Annotated in this window: 13 protein-coding genes and 1 pseudogene; 6 read left to right on the plus strand and 8 right to left on the minus strand. The window is 40.7% G+C overall.

Annotation, left to right across the window (positions count from 1 at the left end; translation table 11 throughout):
• The 6 genes and pseudogenes from AW17_RS19445 to AW17_RS19470 form a co-directional block, all read right to left on the minus strand.
• Positions 1-191, minus strand: a pseudogene (locus tag AW17_RS19445) (type IX secretion system outer membrane channel protein PorV); the annotation flags it as partial.
• 810 nt (positions 192-1,001) lie between these two features.
• A complete protein-coding gene (locus tag AW17_RS19450; protein WP_083488781.1) occupies positions 1,002-2,561 on the minus strand; it encodes a sulfatase-like hydrolase/transferase in 1,560 nt (519 codons plus the stop codon).
• A gap of 259 nt (positions 2,562-2,820) precedes the next feature.
• On the minus strand, positions 2,821-4,650 hold the full coding sequence (locus AW17_RS19455; protein WP_029279174.1) for a RagB/SusD family nutrient uptake outer membrane protein: 1,830 nt from the start codon (positions 4,648-4,650) through the stop codon (positions 2,821-2,823).
• 10 nt (positions 4,651-4,660) lie between these two features.
• Positions 4,661-8,086 (minus strand): TonB-dependent receptor, encoded by a 3,426-nt coding sequence (locus AW17_RS19460; RefSeq protein ID WP_029279176.1) that lies wholly within the window; start codon positions 8,084-8,086, stop codon positions 4,661-4,663.
• 264 nt (positions 8,087-8,350) lie between these two features.
• Positions 8,351-9,538 carry a FecR domain-containing protein gene (locus AW17_RS19465; RefSeq protein WP_029279178.1) on the minus strand — a complete coding sequence of 396 codons (1,188 nt, stop codon included), beginning with the start codon at positions 9,536-9,538 and terminating at the stop codon, positions 8,351-8,353.
• A gap of 134 nt (positions 9,539-9,672) precedes the next feature.
• Complete coding sequence (locus AW17_RS19470) at positions 9,673-10,263, minus strand: RNA polymerase sigma factor (protein WP_029279180.1); 591 nt, start codon at positions 10,261-10,263, stop codon at positions 9,673-9,675.
• Positions 10,264-11,372: 1,109 nt separating this feature from the next.
• Between AW17_RS19470 and AW17_RS19475 the strand changes: the two genes are divergently transcribed.
• From AW17_RS19475 to AW17_RS19500, 6 genes are all read left to right on the plus strand, one after another.
• The gene (locus AW17_RS19475; protein WP_029279182.1) at positions 11,373-11,957 is read left to right on the plus strand and encodes an RNA polymerase sigma-70 factor; all 585 of its coding nucleotides are present in this window, start codon (positions 11,373-11,375) and stop codon (positions 11,955-11,957) included.
• 83 nt (positions 11,958-12,040) lie between these two features.
• Positions 12,041-13,051 carry a FecR family protein gene (locus tag AW17_RS19480; RefSeq protein ID WP_051691980.1) on the plus strand — a complete coding sequence of 337 codons (1,011 nt, stop codon included), beginning with the start codon at positions 12,041-12,043 and terminating at the stop codon, positions 13,049-13,051.
• A 229-nt stretch (positions 13,052-13,280) separates the two neighbouring features.
• A complete protein-coding gene (locus tag AW17_RS19485; protein ID WP_029279186.1) occupies positions 13,281-16,622 on the plus strand; it encodes a SusC/RagA family TonB-linked outer membrane protein in 3,342 nt (1,113 codons plus the stop codon).
• 9 nt (positions 16,623-16,631) lie between these two features.
• Positions 16,632-18,077 carry a SusD/RagB family nutrient-binding outer membrane lipoprotein gene (locus AW17_RS19490; protein ID WP_083488782.1) on the plus strand — a complete coding sequence of 482 codons (1,446 nt, stop codon included), beginning with the start codon at positions 16,632-16,634 and terminating at the stop codon, positions 18,075-18,077.
• Positions 18,078-18,085: 8 nt separating this feature from the next.
• Positions 18,086-19,363: a ComEC/Rec2 family competence protein gene (locus AW17_RS19495; RefSeq protein ID WP_029279190.1), complete on the plus strand. Its 1,278-nt coding sequence runs from the start codon at positions 18,086-18,088 to the stop codon at positions 19,361-19,363.
• 99 nt (positions 19,364-19,462) lie between these two features.
• A complete protein-coding gene (locus AW17_RS19500) occupies positions 19,463-20,551 on the plus strand; it encodes an alkaline phosphatase family protein (RefSeq protein WP_029279192.1) in 1,089 nt (362 codons plus the stop codon).
• A 670-nt stretch (positions 20,552-21,221) separates the two neighbouring features.
• On the opposite strand, the gene AW17_RS19510 is transcribed toward AW17_RS19500, so the two are convergent.
• Positions 21,222-22,319, minus strand: a complete 1,098-nt coding sequence (locus AW17_RS19510; RefSeq protein WP_029279196.1) for a hypothetical protein — start codon at positions 22,317-22,319, stop codon at positions 21,222-21,224.
• A 155-nt stretch (positions 22,320-22,474) separates the two neighbouring features.
• On the minus strand, positions 22,475-23,015 hold a 541-nt coding region (locus tag AW17_RS19515), incomplete at its 5' end, for a M57 family metalloprotease (protein WP_029279198.1).

A 23,015-nucleotide genomic window follows, 5' to 3' on the forward strand; every position in this document is an offset into this window, starting at 1 on the left:
GCATCAGCCTCAACCGCTACACCGGCATTGCCCATGCCAGCAATGCGGGCACCAGGAGTAATCCGTAAAAAAGGAGCTGCAGCGATCAGGCTGTTAGATCTGTCATCATTGTCGATTTTTCCTGCCTGCTGGGCATCAGCCTCCTTAACAACTAAGGCAAGCAGGGCCAAAAGAAAAAATATTCTGTTCATCGGTTATAAGTTAAAATCGTCAGCTTACTATCAAAAAACAACCATCATTTCTGCTGTTATCAATCCTGTTAGTTCTATACCAGCTAGATCAATCCAGCTGGATATCGATAACTAACATCTTAAGGTAAAAAGCTGCAAAAAATGGAATTGTCCACCGTCAATGATATTATTGCATACATTGATTTCAGGCAGGCCCTTTCCTTCAGGAGGTCACATTTTGTAAAAACTGGTTTATTGGTTAGTTTGGTTATATCGTAAAATTGTATAATCACAAGAATATTACATAGCGAAAATCTTAAAAAAATAGGGGGAAAATCTTAAAAAAACAGCCTTTTTCGCCACTTTATTAGCAAGTTAGCCTATCGAGGCGTCTAAAAGAGGGATCAACTACAATCAAAAAGGAAAGCTTTAAGAAAAGGGACAAAAACCAAGGCTCGAGCAGCAGCACCGCCTATACAAAACAAAAAACTTAAAATGGAAAACAATTCTTACTGACAAAGACTCAAACCCAAGCCCCTCCATCAACACATCGGTAGTGCTCAGAATCCGATATAAATAACCAAAAAAGCATCAAAGAATTGATGACACAACAAGCTGGATATCCACCGAAAAAGAAGATAAATTGCTAATTTTAATAGTTAAAGCCCTAGTTAGGTCGGCATTAGACAAATTACATGGAAAAGAAAGCAATTAGCTAGCTAGGTATCAGTAACAAAAACAGGATGAAAATTCGATCGAACGCCAAAGGCCCGTAACGGATCATTATCGAATTCAATAAATCATCTGATAAACGCCATAGATTAAAATAGGCTATCTTACTGCTTTGACATCCCGATCATCATTAAACCAACCATTATTTACATCGCCATCACATTTTTCAGCTAATATCTTTTTTAAAGCTTCTACTTTACCTGGCTGTTGCTGCACAAGATCATGTTCTTCTTTATAATCGTTGGGTAAATAATAGAGCTGATAAATTTTCTTCGCCGCAAGGTACCGGAGCTTCCATCCGTCATAAGTGATTAATGCCGGTCCCATGGGCGATGCGAATGCAATGGCATCATGTTCTGCTTCATTTTTCTTGCCTTTTAAGGTTGATAAGAACGAAGCGCCATCTTTTTTATCTTTTGGCTTTATATGCAACAATTCTGCTATGGTTGCCATAAAATCGTAATTGCCCACTAATTGCTGCAACACTACATTCTGTTTAAAATACCCTGGCCAACTTATAAACAAAGGGACTCTGGCACCGCCTTCCCAATTCATACGCTTTAAGCCTGCCATACCATTATTGCCATCAAAAACATCGCCACCAATATTGCTATAAAATTTTTCGGTAATGTTATCGAATCCCTTTCCGGTCTGCATGTTCTTATAGGGTTTCTCTACACGGCCTTTGTAGCTATAATACAGTTCATGGCCATTATCTGAAGAAAAAACGATAATGGTATTTTTATCCAGTCCCGTTTTTTTCAACTCATCCATAATTATCCCTACGTTATCGTCCAGTTTCTTAAGCATAGAAGCATATTCTTTTTCGATCTGCGTCAGTTTGTTGTTAAAAACAAAATCAGGATGAATAGCCGGGATAGACACCGGGCCGTGAGGCAATTGCGTTGGATGATAAAGAAAGAAGGGTTTGTTTTTGTTCTGATGGATAAACGAAAGTATCTTATCTAAAAACAGATCCTGCGAATAAACCGTTTTCCCCTCCATGTTCCAGCGTTCTTTTTCTCCTTCTTCCGAGCCCCATTCGCCAGTCTTGCCTGCATCGGGCCTGGTGTTGCCAGGAATAGAAATCATCTTACCGTTTTCATGCAAAAACATAGGATAAAAACCATGGCATTGCTGATGGTCGTAATAACCATACCAGTAATCCCATCCGTGTTTTTTCATCTGATTGGTAGTGGTTACAAAACCGTAATCCAGTTTCCCTATTTCGCCAGTAATATACCCAGCTTGTTTAAACAACTGGGGTAAATAGGTAATGTCGGGTTCACCGCCAACGATACTATCTACTTTAGCCTGTGCCCGCTCATCCGACAATAAACCTTTCGCTACCTTTTCATAAATACCCGCCTGGGTCAGTATATATTTTCCTTTTCGGCAATCACTATAACCCGTGATCAAACTGGCCCGGGATGGCGCACAATAAACACCTGCGTAGGAACGGTTAAAGCTTACGCCCTGTTTTGCAATCTTATCAATATTCGGCGTCTTAACAATTTTCTGCCCATAATAGGAGAGCATACCACGTCCCATATCATCGGCAAGGATATAAATAACATTGGGTTTTGATATGGCCGCGTTTTGTGCGCTCGCCATAAATCCAAGTATGGAAAACAAAATATAAAAGGTGATTTTCTTCATTTCTCTTAATAATTTATATTGCTACCTAATGAATAGAACAGCATTCTTCTTCTATCTTTTAAATCATTGGAGATGCGATTGAGCTGATATCATAAAAGAGGCTGTATCATAAGTTGTGATTCCATTCGAACTTGTCGCATTGAGCTTGTCGAAATGCTTTGAAGGGCATTTAAACAGGTCCTTCGACAGGCTCTCCACAGGAGTCCTTTGGACAGGATGACAATTCTATATTTATGATACAACCTCTTTTATCGCTGAGCTACCAGCCTGGGTTTTGTTTAATGTTTGGATTAAGCGCAATCTGCGCAGTGGGGATTGGGTACAAATAATATTTGTCCAACCATCCTTTTCCTCCTGCTATAGGATCATCCCAAACATAGCACCTGCCAGCATCTTTTCCGGCAGTAACAAACTTGAGTGAAGACGGCAACCCACCCTGCCAGGAGGAAGCGAGTCTTGCGCCCAAGGGCTGAACATTGATGAAATAATCCGCCTTCTTCCATCTCCTTACATCATGAAAACTGAAGCCTTCCCCCATCAGCTCAACCATTCTTTCTCTTCTTATTTCCCAAAGTAGGGGTTGCACCGAAGGATCACGTAAAGGATCAAATGCAGAATTGATATCCGACGTTACCATTTTACCGACATTTACGCGCGTGCGCAGTTTGTTAATGGTCAGGTCGGCTACGGACTGATCGAATTCCCCAAGCTCATATTTTGCTTCTGCATAGTTCAGCATGGTTTCTTCTACATGGAAAAGCGGAACATCCGTTGTTGAAAAATTAGCGCCACCGGTAACATTGGTCTCTGTATTGTAGTACATGTAGAAATAATAACCGGTATTGCAGGAAACAGGCGCCTGGTTGATTTGAGCTCCCTGTATATTGGGAGAATTCAAAATAACAAATGGTTGCCAGCTTTTTACCGGAAATGGTCTGTTAGCAGTTTTGTCCAATGCATTCATCACATCGATGTATTCTCTATCTAGAGGAGCACCAGTATGGCTCCAGGTAGTGGTATTTAATGTTCCGTTTACCTTATATGGAGGAATTACCCGATATAAAAGACGGGGATCCCTATTCCTGAATTCATCATTTATGGTGGCATCACCGCTATACAAAGGACTCTTTGAAATGGTTTTACCATCTGTGCACAGATACCTTTCTAAAGTCCGGGCATGCATTTCCACTTTCTGGCCACCGCCTCTTTCCGCTCTTGAAAATGGCTGCATAATAATGGAGTTTGTATACTCCTTGAACAAAAAGACCCCGGGATAATCTTTCAATACTTCAGTAGACCATAACTGCTGATAACTGCTACCGATGGTCGGTGTCGCGTCTATCAAAAGTTTTGATACACGGGTACACTCTGTCAAATAGGCATTTGCGTTATCCAGACCATGATACTTCCTCCATGTTCCTTCAAACAGGGCAAACCTTGACAACAATGCCCTTACCACTTTTTGATTGATCGTATTGCTGGAAACACCTTCGCCCTGAACTTTAATATTTGTTTCAGCATATTGGAGATCCCTTAAAATGTTAGCTGCCACTATATCCCGTCCTGTTCTTGAACCGTAGATGATATTTTCGTCTGATTCTTTCACAACATGCTCCAGCCAGGGTACATCTCCAAAACGGGCCAGTAGCTCAACATAATGATACGCCCTGAAAAACAGACCTACTGAGCGCCAGTGTTTCTTGTCGATATCACTCATTGTCGACTGGTCAATGTGATCCAGCATGATGTTGGCCCTCCGTATGAAAGAGAAGTCCCAGCCTCCGGCATTTTGTTCAGGGGTAACCAATTGCCATGCCCATGGATTTCTCAACTGACCTTTATTCTGTAAAACGCCACTCAAAAAATCGCCGTTATACATACAGCCTACTGCATCATTGGTACCTACATATTGTACGTGGGTGGGGCTTTCGAATATATCATACAACGACCACCCATAAGTTTTAAAATTATCATAGGTAATAAAAGCCGTTTCCTCTATAAGCCGGTCTTTGGGATATTTATCTAAAGAATTCTTTTTGCATGAAAATAAACTGATCAATGCAAGTATATAAATAGTTGTTCTTTTCATTACGTTTAAATTAAAGGTTAACATTTATTCCAAATGAATAGGTGGCCATCTGAGGATATTGCCATTGCAGTTCCGGATCTTTTCCGAGTATAGGCTTGGATTGCGGATCTTTTTCGGGTATAGGCTTGGTGAATTCAGGATCTATTCCGGGTATAAACTTGGTGAAGGTGAAAATGTTCTCACCACTGAAAAATATCCGGGCACCCGTTAAAGGGATCTTTCCAAACCATGATTTTGGAATAACATAGCCAAGGGAAACATTTTTTAAACGAAGATAAGAAGCATTCTGAAGGAATTTGGACTGAACTCTTTGGTTAACTATATGTGATTCTCCTGCATCTTTATACAAGCGGCCATAGTATGCGTCCTTATGTTCCGGTGTCCAGTAATCCAGTTGATATTGGTTGAAAGTGGAGAATTTTCCAGCATGCGGGAACATCAGGTCTCCACCGACCCAATAATCCCTTTTGGCTACGCCCTGTAACAAAACGGACAGGTCCAGATTTTTCCATCCAATAGAAGCGTTAAAGCCAAAATTGTAACGGGCACTATTATTACCTATAACTTTTCTATCACCGGGATTGGCGAGGGTACCATTGCCAATATCGATCTGATTGATAGAATTCGCATCATCACGGAGGTTTTTATATTTTATATCCCCCTCATGCGACATCACTCCCTGAATAGCAACCACATTTTTTTTCAAAGCACCATTTGATTCAAAATCATCGGCAGTGTAAAACCCATCGGTAACATAGCCCCATATCTCGCCCATTTCCATACCTTCATAGTAATCAGTCAGCACTTTGTTTTCATTGCGGTACCGGGTAATAAAGCTCCTGGAATCGTAGAGATTAAAGCCCGCAGAATATCTCCAGTCATTTATTTTATCACGCCATTGTATCGAAAGCTCCCATCCTTTTGTTTTGAGATCTGCAGCGTTCTGCAGTGGTGCACTGACGCCGACTACTGCTGGAAAATCAAGCCCTGGGGATAACATCCCGAGTGTATTCCGTCTGTACCAGTCAAAACTTGCAGAAAGCCTGTCCTTTAGAAAGGCAACATCAACGCCAAAGTCAACCGTATTTACTTTCTCCCAGGTGAAATCTTTACGCACCAGGCCTGGCGTTGTCAATGAGGTAGGCCGAAGGCCATTATATATCCAGAATGGCTGATATGAGTTCATCACAGAATAAAACTGGTAGTCATCAATACTCTGATTGCCCAGTGAACCATAAGATGCCCTCACCTTAAGGGTATTCATCCAATTAAATGATTGCATGAATGACTCTCTGCTGATCACCCAACCTGCGGATACCGATGGAAAAAAACCGTAACGGTGATCGGCAGGAAATTTGGAACTACCGTCGTATCTCCCATTGGCTTCAAGTAAATATTTGTCCTTAAAATTATAGTTAAGGCGATAAAAACCACTCTGGATAGCATACTCACTAAACCGGTCCTTTGATTCAACTATTCCCGTACCTCCCGAAATGGAAGGCAGACCATTGCTGATCATGTAATAGTTCTTTGACGACAGCCCCTCGGAAGTACTTTCCTCCTGGTTAAATCCAGCGGTAAGTTTTATGGTGTGGGAGTTCAGAAAACTTTTCTCATAGGTTAGATAGGCATTCAGGGATTTATAGGTAATCTGGTTTATATCTTTAAAGTAAGCAGTGGATTGGTCAGATGGATCCAGTGCATTTTCAACTCCCCGCTGCAACCAGTACAGATTGTTATACCATTTATTATCCTGGATATTAGTTTCGTAAGTATATTCAAGATAGCCTTTAAGTCCTTTAAGAGGTGAAAGTTCTGTACGGGAAAAGATGCGGGTATTTTTATTCAACCAGCTTTCTACATCACTGTTCTTGATAATATTTGCCGGGGTGTTTACAGGATACATTACACCATTATACGGTAAAGAATCTGTAGGATAATAGGAAGGGTGCGTGGTTCCATACAAAGCAAATTCTCCAGCATTTTTCGGCATAGTCCTATAACCGCTGGCATATTTAACATCAACTGAAGTGGCAAGCCACTTGTTAATGTCTGCATTTACATAAGCAGATACATTGGTTCTTTTATAACGGTCTTTATCGGTTATAAATATACCATCTTCATTTGCCTGCCCGAGCGAAAACCGATAATCAATATGCTCACTACCTCCTGATGCGGATATATTGTGATTGTATTTGGTAGCCGCCCCTGAGGTCATATCTTTCATCTCATTATTGGCCTTTAAAAAATAGCGATAACCGCCATCCTCAACCCATCCTGCCTCCGGAAAATTGCCCGGATTAGCATTATACTGTTTTAGCAGGCCAAGCCATTTATCTACATTCTGGCCTGACCAATAAGTTGTATAGCCCATATCTTTATAACCCTGGACGGTTTCCAGAGGCGACGCCTTTTCAGGAATATCGACTGGCTTTTGAAATGCAAAACTTCCGTTGTAAGTTAACTGCGTTTTTTGATTTTTTTTGCCTTTTTTGGTCGTAATGATCACTACGCCGAACGAAGCCCTTGCCCCATATATTGCAGCCGAAGCTGCATCTTTTAATACAGAAACGGTCTCAATGTCCGCAGGATTTATCAGGTCCAGGTTTGTCGTCACGACGTTATCCACTAAAATCAATGGGCTACCGCCGTTTATAGAAGTTATACCCCGTATATTGATACTTTTACTTGCTCCCGGATTTGCACTTCCCGAAACGGTAAGCCCCGGTACAGCACCCTGTAATGCAGATCCAACATTTGTAACCGGCCGGTCTCCAAGAACTTTGTCCATAGAAACAACAGAAACTGCTCCGGTCAGGTTACCTTTCTTTTGTGTTCCGTACCCCACTACTACGACCTCACCTAACTCCGATTTATTTTCTTTGAGGACCACACTAATGCTTGTTTGGTTTCCAACAAGTATAGTCTGCGTAATATAACCTACAGCGGATACAACGATTTCCTGTTCCCCGTTTGCCAGTGAAATCGTGAAACCACCGTTTTCATTTGTATAAGTACCATTTTTTGTGCCTTTTATCAGAATACTAACAGATGGTATCCCTTTACCATCCTCATCTACGACCTTCCCTTTAATATCAATTGCCCCGACACTTTTATCAATGAAGGGCTTTACGGAAGAAATGCTTTTTTTGCTGAGAATGATTGATTTTTGTCTTAATTCGAAGTTTAAATTCTGATCTTTTAAAATAATTTTCAGGGCCTGCTCCAGTTGGATGTTTTCTAAATCAACACTTACTGCCGTTGTCGTCTTCACAAGATCAGACTCATAGAGTACAATATATCCTGTCTGCTTTCTTATCTGACTGAAGACTTTCCGAAGACTTATATTATTTTCTTTAAGCGTAATATGCTGCGCAAGAGTAGATGCACTTAACTGTAACAGAAAGGTTGTCATGATGACAATAATCAACTTCATAATGCGCAAAATTTGTTTAGGTGCGACATATCGGATATTGCATCTAAATAGATGAATAAATTTCATACTTTTGGTTGTTTTGGTTGGTTTTGCGGATGCTTCCTGATCGTCGAAAATTTGTAAGCCCGCGGTTAAACAATTAATAGTTCCTTTTTCGGGAACATAAGATCAAAACACACTATCAGTCCCGGTATACATCGGGATTGATAGTTTACCATAATGGTTCTTTAGGGTGAATTGATATTTGAGTGATATACAGTAGATCTATTTCGTCACCAATATCCTCCTTCCCTTAACTTTAAAGTGTATATTTTTTGTTGACTCCAATATTTCCAGCACAGAAGAGACATTGGTGTACCTTGACACCCCGCCCCCATATAACTTATCCTTATCTACATTTTCAGCATATTCAACCTCAACATTATACCACCTGGAAATCCGTCTCATAATACTCTGCAATGTTTCGTCTTCGAAAATAAAGGCGCCGTCTTTCCAGGCTACGGCATCTTCAGCATTTACATTTTTCACATTGAAACCACCGTCAGTAAATACGGATTGCTGATTGGGTTTAAGCAGGCGTGTTAATTTTTCGGTAATTATTTTTACACTGCCCTCAAGCAATGTCGTAGTGGTTGAGGATTCTTCCGGATAGCTATTGACATTAAAATGTGTCCCTAAAACCTCTACATCATGATTTGCAGTACTTACTACAAAAGGATGCTTCTTATCTTTAGCTATTTCGAAATAGGCTTCTCCCTGAAGGCGGACTTTCCGGATACCGTGGTCCAAAAGATCCGTAGAGTAAGTTAGGCTGGAAGCCGCATTTAACCAAACCTTGGATTTATCCGGCAAAATTAAAATGTAGGTTTCCCCACGGGCTGTTGAAAGCGTATTCATCTCTTCTTTTTCCGCCCTCTTATCAGAAGAAGTTCCTAATCGGTACACCAGATACCCCTCTGCTGTTTTGTTAACACTGATTCCCGACTCCTTTGCTATTTCTCCTTTTACCGCATCGGCCAGTCTTATTTTTTTTCCGTTTGCAAGGGTTAGAGTGGCCCCTGTTTTCCCTGGTGCAATGTCCTTTACATAGGCGGTGCTTTTTTCAGGTTGAGGACGGTATTTTGATAAGAAAAAAAAGCTAATGCTGCAAACTGCTACAAAAAGTGCAGCGACAGCGGCAATGCGCGGCCAAAGTTTTACAATGTTTTGTTTTACAGGATCAGCTTCTTCATCAGGTGAGGCAACAATTTCTCTGTAAATATTAAGTGCATTTTCTCTATTATAGTCAGGAACTGACAAATCGTCCCTATCCCATAAATCCTGTACCAGAATATCAATTTCAGCATATGAATCAGCTTGAGATAACGCCGTTTTCCACTCCTCAAACTCATCAGAGGTCAAACGCCCGGTCAGGTACTGCTCATATAAATAGCTAAATCTATTATTGTCCATTTTGTCGTTTTATGATAAACATGAGGTCATATTTAACCTTGCTGTCAGGTGACTTTATTAATAAGTCGGAGAAATAAGAAATCGAGGTAATTTTATTTTAAAAAAAATCACTGGTTAACAGAGAGGGCCGTGATTTATAAAAATTTCAGGATTATTGCGAGTAATACAAACTGCGAATGCTTGCGAACGTATGTCCTAAGGAACTTTAAAGCTAATTTCATATGTGTCTGAACTGTTCCATGACTTATATTCAGCTTATCGGCCACCTGTTGATATTTTAAGCCTTGCTGATAACAAAGCTGATATACCTGACGCTGCTGGTCTGGCAGCTTGTCAATCCCCTCTTCCAATGCAATATGAGCCGATTCAAGTGTAAAAACTTCATTGTTATCCGGTTCTATTGCTATCAGCATCCCTAACAGTTCCTTCTGGGCATTGAAACTTTGCTCTTTTATCCTTAGCAGATCAATTGCTCTACGCCGTGCTATTGTTTTGATTAAAGCTTCAATATTATTGATCGTTTTGAGTTTGTCTCCAAGGTGCCAGATCTGAATCATTGTCTCCTGAATTACTTCTTCAGCAGAAGATTCACATTGCAACAACCGGAAAGAGAATTTAAAGATTACCTCATAGTATTTTTCGTAGAGGATTTTAAATGCAAAATGATCCCTCTCAGCTATTTTCGCCAGTAATTGGCCTTCATCAAAAAGAGGTTTAGTTTTCATTTCCAGTAATCAAAGAAAACAATAATAACTAATCTTTGAGAATATTGTTATACTTTCTTATTCTATAGCTTTTTATCTCCATGTTAAATAGAATATCAAATCTTCCAATTTTTATTTGTACCGGCTGGATATCGTAAGCAGATAAGCCCATTAAGCGAGGTGGCGTATTTAGGAACCGTGCATTAGCAACCATAAATATGCTAAATAACTATTTATATTGCATCAATAGCCCAACAGTTCTTTTTAAAACTTGAATCTAATTCAATTTTTTACTTATGAATGGGATTTTCTTTAAAGGGGATCGGGTGTCCAAATTTTTCTTAAAAATACTATATTTTTAAGAGACCTAAAGAACCAATCATATTATTTTTGTCAATATAAGAACTCAAAGAACCTTTATACACATAACCCATATATCTTTTGGCAAGAAACGCTGCATCAGCTTTTATTCTCCTATTGAATTGACAAACCTTAGATCAATATATCTTTCGGTTTTTGATAAGAGTTTAACCTGTCCAAAAGACTTACAATCGATTCAGCTCAAAACTTTAAATTTAAACACTTCAAATAATCTGATGAGGAATTTGCCACCAAAAACGAAGGATAGCATCAAAATGGAATTCAGAATTGATCTTTAATAACAATGTAATCACATAGGCTCGCTAATTTGCAGTAGCATCTATTTGGTTAGACAGTTCTTTTATTTGGAACTTCGAAGGTGGTGTCCAGATCTGTTATGTTAAGAATATTGAGCTAAACGCATTTGAAACTGCCAGACCTGCCATTGCCCTAAATTGCCGCATTGAGACGAAACTTTTAACCAAGCCAGCGGATCTCTTGCTCTTTAATCAGCCTAAAATCAATATCCTGAAAAACGTATACCACCATAATAACAGTCACAATTGCGGCAAGTTGATTATAACAGCAAGGCAGTTTTTGCTCGATCCTCTAGACTGAAATGGCATACCTTATATTATTTGGCCTATTTTCATTTTCTGCAATAATTCTTCAATTACCCTCATCCCTGTGTTAACAATCACTTAACCAACATTTAACATGCACTTTCTTTTAGGCTATTACTTTTGTCTTGCGTTAAAAAAAGTCCAATCATGACATATAAGGGTTTGCCAGACGGTACATTGATACACCATTGCAAAGAAGGCAATGATCTGGCATTCAATGAGCTTTTCAGACGGTATTTCAACAAACTCTATCAGTTCTCCCTAAAATATATAAAAGATGAGGCTGTTGTGGAGGAGCTTGTACTTGACCTCTTGCTGCGCATCTGGCAAAAGAGTGACCAGATCATGGTCGAAGGGGAACTTGCCCCTTACCTGTTTACCGCGATGAAAAATACCCTGTTTAACCATATCCGTAAAAAGCAGAAAATCACAGTTCCTTTAGAATCAATTTCTGAACAGACATACGTTGGTTCTATGATAAGCGAAGATTTTGAAGCTGGCGAATTACGGTTGGCCTACTCCAACCTGTTAAAGCAATTGAGCCCACAACGTAAAAAGGTATTTGAAATGAGCCGTGATATGGATATGAACCATAAGGAAATCGCTGGCGAACTTCAGCTTTCTGTGAATACCATCGAAAACCACATCAGTGCAGCCCTACGGTTCCTACGTCAGGGCCTACAAAAACACACCGATATCGCGCTGGTACTTGCCCTTTGTCTATATCTTTAATTTTTTTTCAAAAAAGTTTATTTCCCATTAGTGGCTGCTGTTAAAATATGTGTACTTACATATAGAAGCATCTTACTAATGAAATGGAGCAACAGGTAAACAAGCAATTAATCCGAAAATACCTCAATGGTAAATGTTCGGCATCAGAACTTCAGGTCATGGGTGCATTTTTGCAAAGGGCCGATGCAGAGCAGCTTATCGACCAGGTGTGGGCAGAAGAATGGGCAGAATTTCAGGAGACAGAGATTTCCGATGAGAAAATAGCTGATTGGAAAAACAGATTCTTAGAGAAACGCCTTCAAGATAGTCCGCTACAGATTAAGTTAAACAAACCCCGAAAAAGATTTTTCTCGCTCCGTTATGCTGCTGTATGGCTAACGCTGTTCGTTGGTTTAGGGGCATGGTATGGAATTCACAACGTACAAAAGGACAGCGCAAAAGCGGGTGCTATTGCTATGCTTGAGCGCATTAACCCCAATGGACAACGTGTCCAGATCAGGTTATCCGATAGCTCTATTGTTTATCTAGCGGGAGGCAGTAAGTTAAGATACCCTTCGAGTTTTTCGGGCAGTACACGCGAGATCAGTTTAGACGGAGAGGCCTTTTTTGAAATCACCAAAAACCCCAAAAAACCATTTATCATTCATACAGGAGATATCAAAACACTTGTGGTCGGTACTTCGTTCCGTATCAATGCTTTTAAAAGCAAACCGTTTTTAATAGAGGTCGCGACAGGGAAAGTCCGTATCGCGCATCAAAAAGAACGCAGCTCGGTTCCTCTGGCCATACTTACTCCGGGGCAAAACATGTTATGGAAAAACAACCGGGTCATAATGGGCCAGGTAAACGCTGGTGAGGTAAGCCAATGGAAGAACGGAAAACTGGTTTTCAACCATGCGTCATTAAGTGAAATAGCTTCCGATCTGGAGCGCTGGTACAATGTGAAGATAAGCTTCAACAATCCCAGAACTGCGAAAATGCATATAACCATTACGCTTACTGCAAATGTTCCTTTATCCGAAATTATGGATGTGCTTGCACAAACAGTCAAATTCGAATACCATATTAAAGAAAGAGAAGTAATTATTAATTAACAGCCTTTAAACCGACAAAAAAACATGTAGCAAGGATAAAAAAAACAAACCCGCTCCCGAAGCTGGGAACGGATTTTAAGACAAATAAGCCAATAGTTTTCGACGACCGACTGGCTTAATGCATCAACAACAGATTTACCGCCATAAGCGGAAAAACCCATTAGTTAACAAAAATATGAAAAAAGGTTCAACCCTTCGCTTTAGTATAAGTCACAATTTTATTCTTCTCATGAAATACACCTTTATTTTATCAGTTGCACTCCTTACCCTGTGCAGCGTACTGTTCGCAAACGAGGCGAACAGCCAAGATATAAACAGGTTGAAGATTTCCCTGCACTTTGAAGACGTAAGCATCAAAGAAAGTTTATTAGCGGTAGAAAAACAGTCAAAAATACATTTTTCCATACCAGACGACCTGTTACGTGCCTATCCGAGGAAGATCCGCATTAATACAGAAGAAATCAGCGTTAAAAAAGCTATTGAAACCATTTTAGATGGCACAAGTCTTCAATATAGGATCATCAACAATTTTATTCTGATCGAAGCAAAACCAGTTCCACGGGCACCGGGAAAAATAACCGGAAAAATAACCGACACCAAAGGCGAGCCCCTGCCTGGTGCCAGCATAAGAATCACCCCGCTGAACAGGACTTTCACCAGCAACAATGACGGATCCTATAATATAACATTAGAACCGGGCAACTATAACATTGAGGTGAGATATACCTCCTTTGTTACACAGCTTAAAACCGCTGTTGCGGTAGAAGAAGGCAAAAACACGCCTATAGATTTTGTGCTAAAAGATGACCAGAGTACCTTGAACGATGTGGTGGTAACTGCATTGGGTATCAAAAAAGAGGTAAAAAAACTGGGCTATGCTGTGCAGGAAATAAAAAGTGAAGCAATAAGCCAGGTACCTACAAACAACTTCGCTACGCAGTTAAGCGGAAAGGTAGCAGGTCTGACTGTTTTCAATTCTCCAAACCTGATGCAACAGACCAAGATTGAACTTAGGGGGAGACAGCCACTGATCGTAATAGACGGGATACCGGTCAACTCCAACACCTATGATATCAATGCGCTCGATGTGGATAATATCTCTGTTTTAAAAGGCGCCACAGCGGCCGCACTTTACGGTTCCAAGGGGCAGAACGGGGCAATCCAGATCACCACAAAATCGGCAAAGAAAGGTACTTCGATCGAGTTGAGTCAAAGATCGATATTCAGGGCTGGATGGATCGTTTTCCCGGAAACCCAATCTCAGTACGGTAACGGTGAACAGGGGAAATATGCATTTGTTGATGGAAAAGGCAACGGAACATTTGATAATGATTTCGTGTGGGGTCCAAAGATGGATGTAAAAGATCCCTCTACTCCTAGCGGTTATTGGGAAACGCCACAATGGGACAGTCCATTGGATGCCAATGGCAAAAGAATACCAACTCCGTTCGTATCCAGAGGCAAGGATAACCTTAAAAATTTTCTGGAAAACGGCAGTACAGTTAGTAATTATGCATCGATAGCCTCATCTAATGAAAAAACCAGTATGCGGCTAGGTGTAGGTTATGATTATACCAACGGGGAGGTTCCCTCTACCGAACTAAAAAATTATAGCACATCTTTAAATGTATCATCCCAGGTTACAGACCGTCTAAAACTGTCCTCAACTATCCAGTTCAACAGACAGGATTCCCCTAACTTTCCACGTGTTGTTTATGGCAATACCAATATCCTTTACGGAATGTTGATATGGGCCGGTAATGACATTGATATGAGGGCCTTTAAAGATTACTGGAAACCAGGCAGGGAAAACTACGAGCCGATCTATTTTAATTATTCATGGATCAACAATCCGTACTATATGGCCTATGAACAGACCCAGTCACTAAAGAGAAATAAGCTTTTTGGTGTTGTAAGCGCAGATTATCAGATTTCAAAATCCATTAGCGCAACACTAAGGCAAAGTGCCGAGGTTACCGGGACTACAAGTGAAATGAAATATCCTTATGGGTATATCGGTGCCAATGCGATCAAAGGAAATTATGAATTAAGCGACGAAAATGTTTCCGAATATAATACCGATGCTTTTGTTAAGTACGCCAAAACATTTGGAAAATTCGATATTAGCGCCTTTGTCGGGGGAAGTATCAATTTTAAGGAAAATACGCTCCATAATTCAAAAACACAGGGGCTTCAGGTTCCCAAAATCTATAACCTTTCAAACTCTATCGGTGCACTGGTTTCAACCAATTCCCTAACACAATATGCCAGGAACAGTTTATTTGCTTCAGCGGATTTAAGTTACGATGACACTTATTACCTGTCACTGACCGAGCGGGCAGATATATCATCGGCACTTCCTGAAACAAACAACCAATATAGCTATCCATCTGTTTCCGGTTCAGTAATATTATCCAGATTGCTGAACATGCCAAGTTCAAACTTCCTTAAGCTAAGGGGTTCATGGGCAATGGTAAGGGCAGATCTTGCTCCTTATCAATATGCAAGTTATTATAACCCATCCATTATCTATGACGGGAACAATTCGGTAACCTATTCCCCGGTTCTGGGAAATGAGCAGCTCAGGCCACAAAAAACAGCCGGGTATGAACTGGGGGCCAATGCCTCCTTCTTTAAGGGGAAATTAACCGTTGATGCAACAGCTTACAGATATATCGATTCAGAATCTATTTATGATCAAAATGCATCTATAGCTTCGGGTTTTACCCGCTATAAAATCAACGGAAACAGGTTCAACCGTTACGGCTATGAGGTTATTGTAGGTACAAACCTCAAGATCAACGACAACATCGGTTGGAATTCCAATATCAACTGGAGCTTAAACAGAAATAAGCTTGCCGAAATTTATGGCGGGGCAGATAATTTAGGCGGGATAAAGGTCGGGGAACGCATGGATCAGTACATGACCAGCAATTCAATGAAAAAATCTCCGGATGGCCAGTTGATCATTGGAGCCAATGGATTACCGATTAAAGATACTGAGCTAAAAAAGTTAGGTCATATCGGTGCAGACTGGACGGCCAGCTGGTTTAATAATTTTAACCTGTTTAAACAGTTTAACATCAGCTTTTTATTCGAGGGCCGTATAGGAGGCATCGATCAGGCGAACCTTAACCAGCAGCTGTGGTACTCTGGTGCACATCCTGAATCGGTTGGTCCGGACCGTGAGGCTTATACCCGTGGTGAGGCTTATGTTGCACAAGGGGTAAATCTGGTAAACGGCCAATATGTACCCAATACATTTAAAACAACCTATAAAGATTTTGTCGAACAATACTGGTACCGCCTGAATGGGGAATCAAATGTATTCGATCTGTCTTTCCTTAAGCTAAGGGAAGTATCTATCGGTTACGATGTACCAAGATCACTGCTGGATAGATTAAAGGCAAATATTAAAGGAGCATCCTTTAGTATAGTGGGGTCTAACTTATTTATTGTTTCTTCCTTTCCGCTGTCCGATCCTGATATCGGTAATGGGGGCAGCAACGGCAATCTGCTTCAGTTCCCTTCTACGCGCAATATCGGTTTTAACCTAAATGTAAAATTTTAACACAGAGAAATGATGAATAAGAAAATTATATATCTGGCTATAAGTGTTATGATTATGCTTACTGCCTGCAAACAGGAAAAATACAACAAGGATCCGAACCGTCCGACGGAAGTTGGCGCACAGGCCATTTTGCCCAATGTTATATTCAACAGCTTTAAAAACCGTTACCCATGGCAACCGGGTTTAACGGTAAGACAGGCCACTGCTACATCGGACAGACAGGCTTTCCAGACTTACGAATGGGCAAACGGGGACTGGGCCGAGTTTAATGTACTCCGGGATGTTACCAAAATGATGGAAAGCGCAGGGAACACGAAGGAATACATCGCTATCGGAAAAATCTTAAGGGCACACAACTTTTTCTTTTTAAGTAGAATGTATGGTGCTATTCCTTACAAAGAGGCCCTCGGAGGTCAGCAGTCAAATAACTATCAGCCAAGATATGACAGCCAGAAAGAAGTGATGCTCGGCATACTTGGTGAACTGGAGGAGGCCAATCAATTGTTAGTTAATCCAAATTCTACCATTTCAGGGGATATTTTATATAACGGTGATTTAAAAAAGTGGCGTAAGCTTGCAAACGCTTACAAATTAAGGATTTTACTTATGCTGAGCAAAAAGGAAAGTGATGCAGATCTCCAGTTGGCCAAACGGTTCAACGAGATTATTTCCAACCCTGCTCAGTATCCGATTTTTGAGAGTGATGCGGACGAAGCTAAAATGAGTTACAGGGATAATGAGAATATACGCTATCCGCTCTATTCGGATTTTAATGTCCGCAACAAGCGTTTCATGGGCAAAACCCTTGTTGATCTGTTAAAACAGCTCAAAGATCCACGCCTGTTCTATTACGCAACGCCTTTCTCAAATGCCGAGGCTCAGGGCAAAACCGGTTTCGATGCCTATGAGGGAATCGATGCTTCGCAATCGCTTACGGCAGCGACACAATTGGCTTCTACTGGTAATTATAGCCGCGTAAACAGTCGTAATTACACCGAAAATCCCGTGGGGAAACCTTCGCTCGGATTCAGCTATTCTGAACTCATGCTGGCTATTGCCGAAGCCGCTGAAAGAGGATGGACTCCCGCAAACCCTAGCGCTTTTTATGCAAATGCGATCCAATCTTCTTTTAGGTTTTATGACCTGTTAGATGCGGATGTTTATATTGCCGCAAACCCACTCTCAACGATCAAACAGACTGCACTGGATCAGATATATGCACAGCGCTATATTTTATTTAATGCCCAGGCAGATTTCGAGCTTTTCTTCCATTATCACCGGACAGCTTTCCCTGTGATTGTCTGTGGCCAGGGACAGGCGACTACAGTCGTTCCCTTCAGGATGCAATACCCCACTGATGAGCAAACGGTAAACGGTTCCAATTACAAAAATGCACTAAAAGAACAGGGCTTTTCTGGCGATAATATCCTCATGAAACCATGGCTGTACCAATAAGAAACGGAATGAAAAGAATAATATTAATTTTAATAGCCCTGGTCTTCTTACAGAATTCTGTAAAGGCCCAGCCTAATAAACCGATTCCGGCATGGAAAGAGGGAAACCTGGATATCATCATTTTTAAAACAGGAAGAGGAGATGCTATATTTACGATCATGCCCGATGGCACCACAATGCTTTCCGATCCAGGAGAATTGGATTTAACAGACCCCAGGACGGAATCGGACCGGAATTCAAAGGCTTATCCAAATGCTTCAAGATATTCGGATGAATGGATTTCCAGTTACATACGCCAGGTTAGCCCCTCTAAAAAACCGTCGTTTGTGGATTATGCATTTATAACCCATTTCCATGACGACCATTATGGTTTGATTTATGAAGGCGCCCGAAAATCAAGAAATGGTGATTATTATCTGTCCGGTATTACCGGCGTAGGTGATCAGATCAGCTTTGGCAAAATCCTGGATAGGGGTTATCCCGATTATAATACACCAGTTGATCTCAGGTCGCTCTTAAAAAAGAGAGGTGAAATCAATGAATACAATACATTGGTAAATTACATCAGGTATGCCGAAATCAAAAAAAAGACGGAAGGAACAAAAATTGAAAAATTTGAGGTTGGAAGTAATCAGCAGATTGTATTGAACAACAATCCAAAAGCCTATCCGGATTTTTCAGTCCGGAACATCCAGGGAAATGGCTGGGTGTGGGACAAGGCAAAAGGGAAATCATTTTATGTGTATCCTGACACAGCTACCTATGTTCCCAGTGAAAATGGCTGTAGTCTGGGCTATCTGATCACCTATGGTAATTTTAAGTTTTATCATGGAGGAGATATTCCTGGCGTGGTTACTGTAGGCAACCCTGATTATTATGATGTGGAATCGAAAATGGCAGCCTCAATCGGAAAGGTTGATGTTGCTATCGCCAATCACCACGGTGGAATGGATGTGCTCAATCCCCTGTTTATCAAAACCCTGCAGCCACGGGTCTGGTTGGAAACAGTGTGGTCCAGTGACCAGCCTTCACATCAGACTTTAACCCGCATGGTCTCAAAATCTATCTATCCAGGACCAAGGGATTTATTCGCAACAGATATCCTGGCTGCAAACAAAGTAGTCATCGGCAGTCTTATTGACAATTCCTATAAATCTACCTTCGGGCATATCTGGCTGCAGGTAAAGCCTGATGGCAGTTATACCATATCTATTCTTGAAACGGTAAAGGGTAAATTGATCCTAAAGAATACTTATGGCCCTTATTATAGCGAAAAAAAATCATAGCATTAAATTAAGATTTCCTATACCCTTCTAATTTTCACTAAACGGAGGCCTTACCTTGAAAAAGATAAGGCCCTCCGTTTCATAAAACGTATATCATATATGAAAAAAATAATTCTTCTTTTGATAGCTTTAGGCACCTTCGGGCAGCTTTCGGCACAAAAAACCAAAAATATTATTATCGTTACCCTGGATGGCTTCCGCTGGCAGGAGCTTTACAGGGGGGCAGACTCAGCGCTCATCAATTCAAAATTCACAAAGGACAAAAATGAAATGACGAAAAAATTCTGGACAGCGGATGCAGTTGCCCGCCGAAAATTGCTGTTGCCTTTTTTCTGGGGCACAATAGCAGAAAAGGGACAGTTATATGGCAACAGGGACCTAGGCAATAAAACTGAAGTAGCCAACCCCTATAATTTCTCGTACCCAGGGTATAATGAAATTTTTACCGGTTTTCCGGATGTAAAGATGAACTTTAACGACCCCATCCCAAATCCCAATATAAACATCCTTGAATACCTGAATAAACAGAAGGGATTTGAAAACAGGGTCGCGGCATTCACCTCATGGCATATTTTCCCGGCCATATTAAATGAAAAACGCTCAGGTTTATTGATCAACTCTGGTTATGCCGACTTTAAAGACCCCAAGGCCAACGATCGGTTTAAATATCTGAACGAAATCCAGCACAAGGTACCCGAACTGCTCGGATCTGATATAAGACTTGATTTTTTAACCTATGAGTTCGGCAAGGCATACCTCAAACAATACAAACCCCGTGTTCTTTATATGAGTTTTGCCGAAACGGATGACCTGGCACATGAGGGCAACTATCAGTTTTATCTGAAATCAGCCAATAAAGAGGATGGGTTCTTGAGCGAACTGTGGCAATACCTGCAAACAGACCCACAGTACAAAGATAAAACCACATTGATCGTTACCTGCGATCACGGACGTGGTGAAGTACCATCAGAAAAATGGATTGATCATGGAACGGGCACGCCAAGCTCAAAACAAACATGGGTTGCCGTAATTGGTCCCGACACACCCCCTACTGGCATCATAAAAACCCAGACGACAACCTATAACAAACAATTGGCTCAAACTATAGCCAATTTACTTGGTTTTGATTTTAAAGCAAGCGCTGGCCATGAGGTTTGCGACGCAATAGAAAGCATTAAGGGTAAATAAATTATCACAAATCCTACCGTTCTTTTTAATCAAGACAATAGTTACCAATGCTATGGTTCAATTGGAAAAAGTGGGAACAAGAGAAAGTGGAACTTTACAGGCCAAATTGTCTATAATAACATCGATAGGCATACTGAAAAGCGGAGAAATATATTCTTCCACAGTACCAGGCCCGTAAGAGAAACATTCTGCTAGCCCATCTTAAATATGACGACAAAATAAAAGTGGACCGCCAAACCCTAGCGGCCCACTTTTATTTACTTAATTATGTAAATTATGGCTAATTCTTTTCATTCTCTCATGATCAGCATTTTCGGGCTGAAAAATAGCAGTATTAATCAGACAGGGAATTCAGGCATCTATTACTATGAGACGTTTTAGGTATCCGATATACTCAAAGGTATGAGCCCTCGCGATCCAAGCGCCCACATCATAATCTATTAGTTGGATTTCTTTATGTTCTTTTTGTTCAAATATAAATATTCCGATTCGAGAACAACCGCTTTCTGGCAGCCTGACTAGAGGTGCCAATCCGAGAGGAATCATCCAAACATATATCGTTTAATACCAACACAACCAAAGAGAGGTAAGCTCATGTTTCTTCTCAATCCGCTAAAGCAGAAACCCTGGACAATAAATATCCAGGGTAAGCCAACTCAGTTAATGATACTTAATAATCATACCTGGTTGCATTATGTCTACTGCCATCAGGGTTCTTTCCTTCACGCAGGTAGTCCCCCGTTTTATCAATGTAAGTATTATAGGTATTCAATAACCTATAGTCCCAATATGGATATTCGTGAGCAGTTAAGAATCCATTAATGATAGGGCGCATGGCTAAGAAGAAAGCTTTATTGTTTGCTGCGTAAGTCATGTTGCTGCTATGGCCAAAACCTAGTGCATGCCCCAGCTCATGAAGGATTTCCTCCTCTGAAGATTTATTGTAATGCCTCATTAATACATATTCAGCTCCGGCAACTAGATTGCCTCCACCCAGTCCGCTGACATTTCTCACCAGGCCTGTCTCTATTTTTGGACGGGTCAAAATATCTTTGTAAACAGCTTCTTTTCTTTCTTTGGTCAACACGCTTCCATCATTTTCTATTAATCCTTCATAATCCATGAAAGCTTTTTGTGCTGCATCCTGGGAAAACAGATAAGCCAGGTTGGTGAACATGGCGATGCATTCCCTGGCATGTAATGGATTCATCCTGTACCAGTTACCAATATCCTGCTGCTCTTTTCTGAAATTTAATAGCCAGACTGTTTTAATTCCATTCAGTTTTTTATAAAAAGGATCGTCGACCGATACAGAAAATACCGCCTTAGATAGATCAGTTTGCTTTTTAACCTCTATCAATTTTCCGCTTTCGGTGTACAATTTTTCATCTTTTTCTGCAATTGATACCGGTAAATCAAATGATGTCAATGAAGAAATTGAGTCAATTTTTAAAAGTTTAATCCGCTCTTCGTATCCAGTTAGTTTCACAAAAACATCAACATTTTTTATACTTTTTAAAGTATAGCAGCTTAACTTCATGCGGTTAGTTCCGCTTACTTCGATGCTCAGGGGATCACGTAAATTAATGGTGCGGCTGACCATTATTTCTACAGGCTCTGTATCCGAAAGAATCTTCCCGACATTTTGGATATCTTTAAAAGAAACATTTTGGGTTAGTACTTTCGGTTCTGGCAAAGGTTCCTTACTTGCTTTTTTACAGGAAAAAAGGACAACAACAAATGTCAAGAATAAAAACTGTTTTTTCATTTTATAGTAGATTGGTGTAATTAATGTCTCATTTTTATCGAAAGCGCTACAGATGAGTATAGACAGGCTGGTCTTTCAGCATCTCAAGCTTTGTTTGATTACAAAGAGCGCGCTTGAAACGCGCGCGCGCTGATGCATCTGATCAGTATTTGGGTTTATTTATAAAGGTAATTCATTGCAATTACATCATTTGCATTAAATGTACGGTCGCCCCCGTTAGAGCAAGCCAGCATAAATGATTCTGCATCTGCTTTTGATGGTGTGCCTGGGATTTGTATTGCACCAACTCCCGCTGTTCCTTCGTTGGAGCGTCTTCCCCCACAGCTATATGCTCTGTTCATATAATCAGTATGACGGAATCCTATACAATGCCCAACTTCATGTTGCAAAACTGAGGCTAAATACAATAAATTAGGATTGGTTCCGTAGGCATTAACATTCGTATTCATTTTAACCTGATTAAATGGTTCGCCGCTTGAAGTAGGAAAACCAGATGAGCCTAAAGTGATGTAGCCACCGCTTGGTCCTTCGTTAAATCCAAATACATCAATGTTACCTGTAGTGCCAGTACTTGCCCTTTGGAAAGTCACGCGCAGGCCCAGTGAATTGTACCTTGAAATCATCAGGTCAACCGCATCACTATACACCTGTGGTAAATTTGTAACCGAAATGGTAATCACACGTGGTAGTGCTTTA

Origin of the sequence: Pedobacter borealis DSM 19626 (assembly GCF_000708285.2) — a bacterium.
Classification (GTDB): domain Bacteria; phylum Bacteroidota; class Bacteroidia; order Sphingobacteriales; family Sphingobacteriaceae; genus Pedobacter; species Pedobacter borealis.

Coding starts and splice junctions, on each gene's coding strand:
- AW17_RS19450 (WP_083488781.1), bottom strand. CDS start 2,561: ATGAAGAAAATCACCTTTTATATTTTGTTTTCCATACTTGGATTTATG.
- AW17_RS19455 (WP_029279174.1), bottom strand. CDS start 4,650: ATGAAAAGAACAACTATTTATATACTTGCATTGATCAGTTTATTTTCA.
- AW17_RS19460 (WP_029279176.1), bottom strand. CDS start 8,086: ATGAAGTTGATTATTGTCATCATGACAACCTTTCTGTTACAGTTAAGT.
- AW17_RS19465 (WP_029279178.1), bottom strand. CDS start 9,538: ATGGACAATAATAGATTTAGCTATTTATATGAGCAGTACCTGACCGGG.
- AW17_RS19470 (WP_029279180.1), bottom strand. CDS start 10,263: ATGAAAACTAAACCTCTTTTTGATGAAGGCCAATTACTGGCGAAAATA.
- AW17_RS19475 (WP_029279182.1), top strand. CDS start 11,373: ATGACATATAAGGGTTTGCCAGACGGTACATTGATACACCATTGCAAA.
- AW17_RS19480 (WP_051691980.1), top strand. CDS start 12,041: ATGGAGCAACAGGTAAACAAGCAATTAATCCGAAAATACCTCAATGGT.
- AW17_RS19485 (WP_029279186.1), top strand. CDS start 13,281: ATGAAATACACCTTTATTTTATCAGTTGCACTCCTTACCCTGTGCAGC.
- AW17_RS19490 (WP_083488782.1), top strand. CDS start 16,632: ATGATGAATAAGAAAATTATATATCTGGCTATAAGTGTTATGATTATG.
- AW17_RS19495 (WP_029279190.1), top strand. CDS start 18,086: ATGAAAAGAATAATATTAATTTTAATAGCCCTGGTCTTCTTACAGAAT.
- AW17_RS19500 (WP_029279192.1), top strand. CDS start 19,463: ATGAAAAAAATAATTCTTCTTTTGATAGCTTTAGGCACCTTCGGGCAG.
- AW17_RS19510 (WP_029279196.1), bottom strand. CDS start 22,319: ATGAAAAAACAGTTTTTATTCTTGACATTTGTTGTTGTCCTTTTTTCC.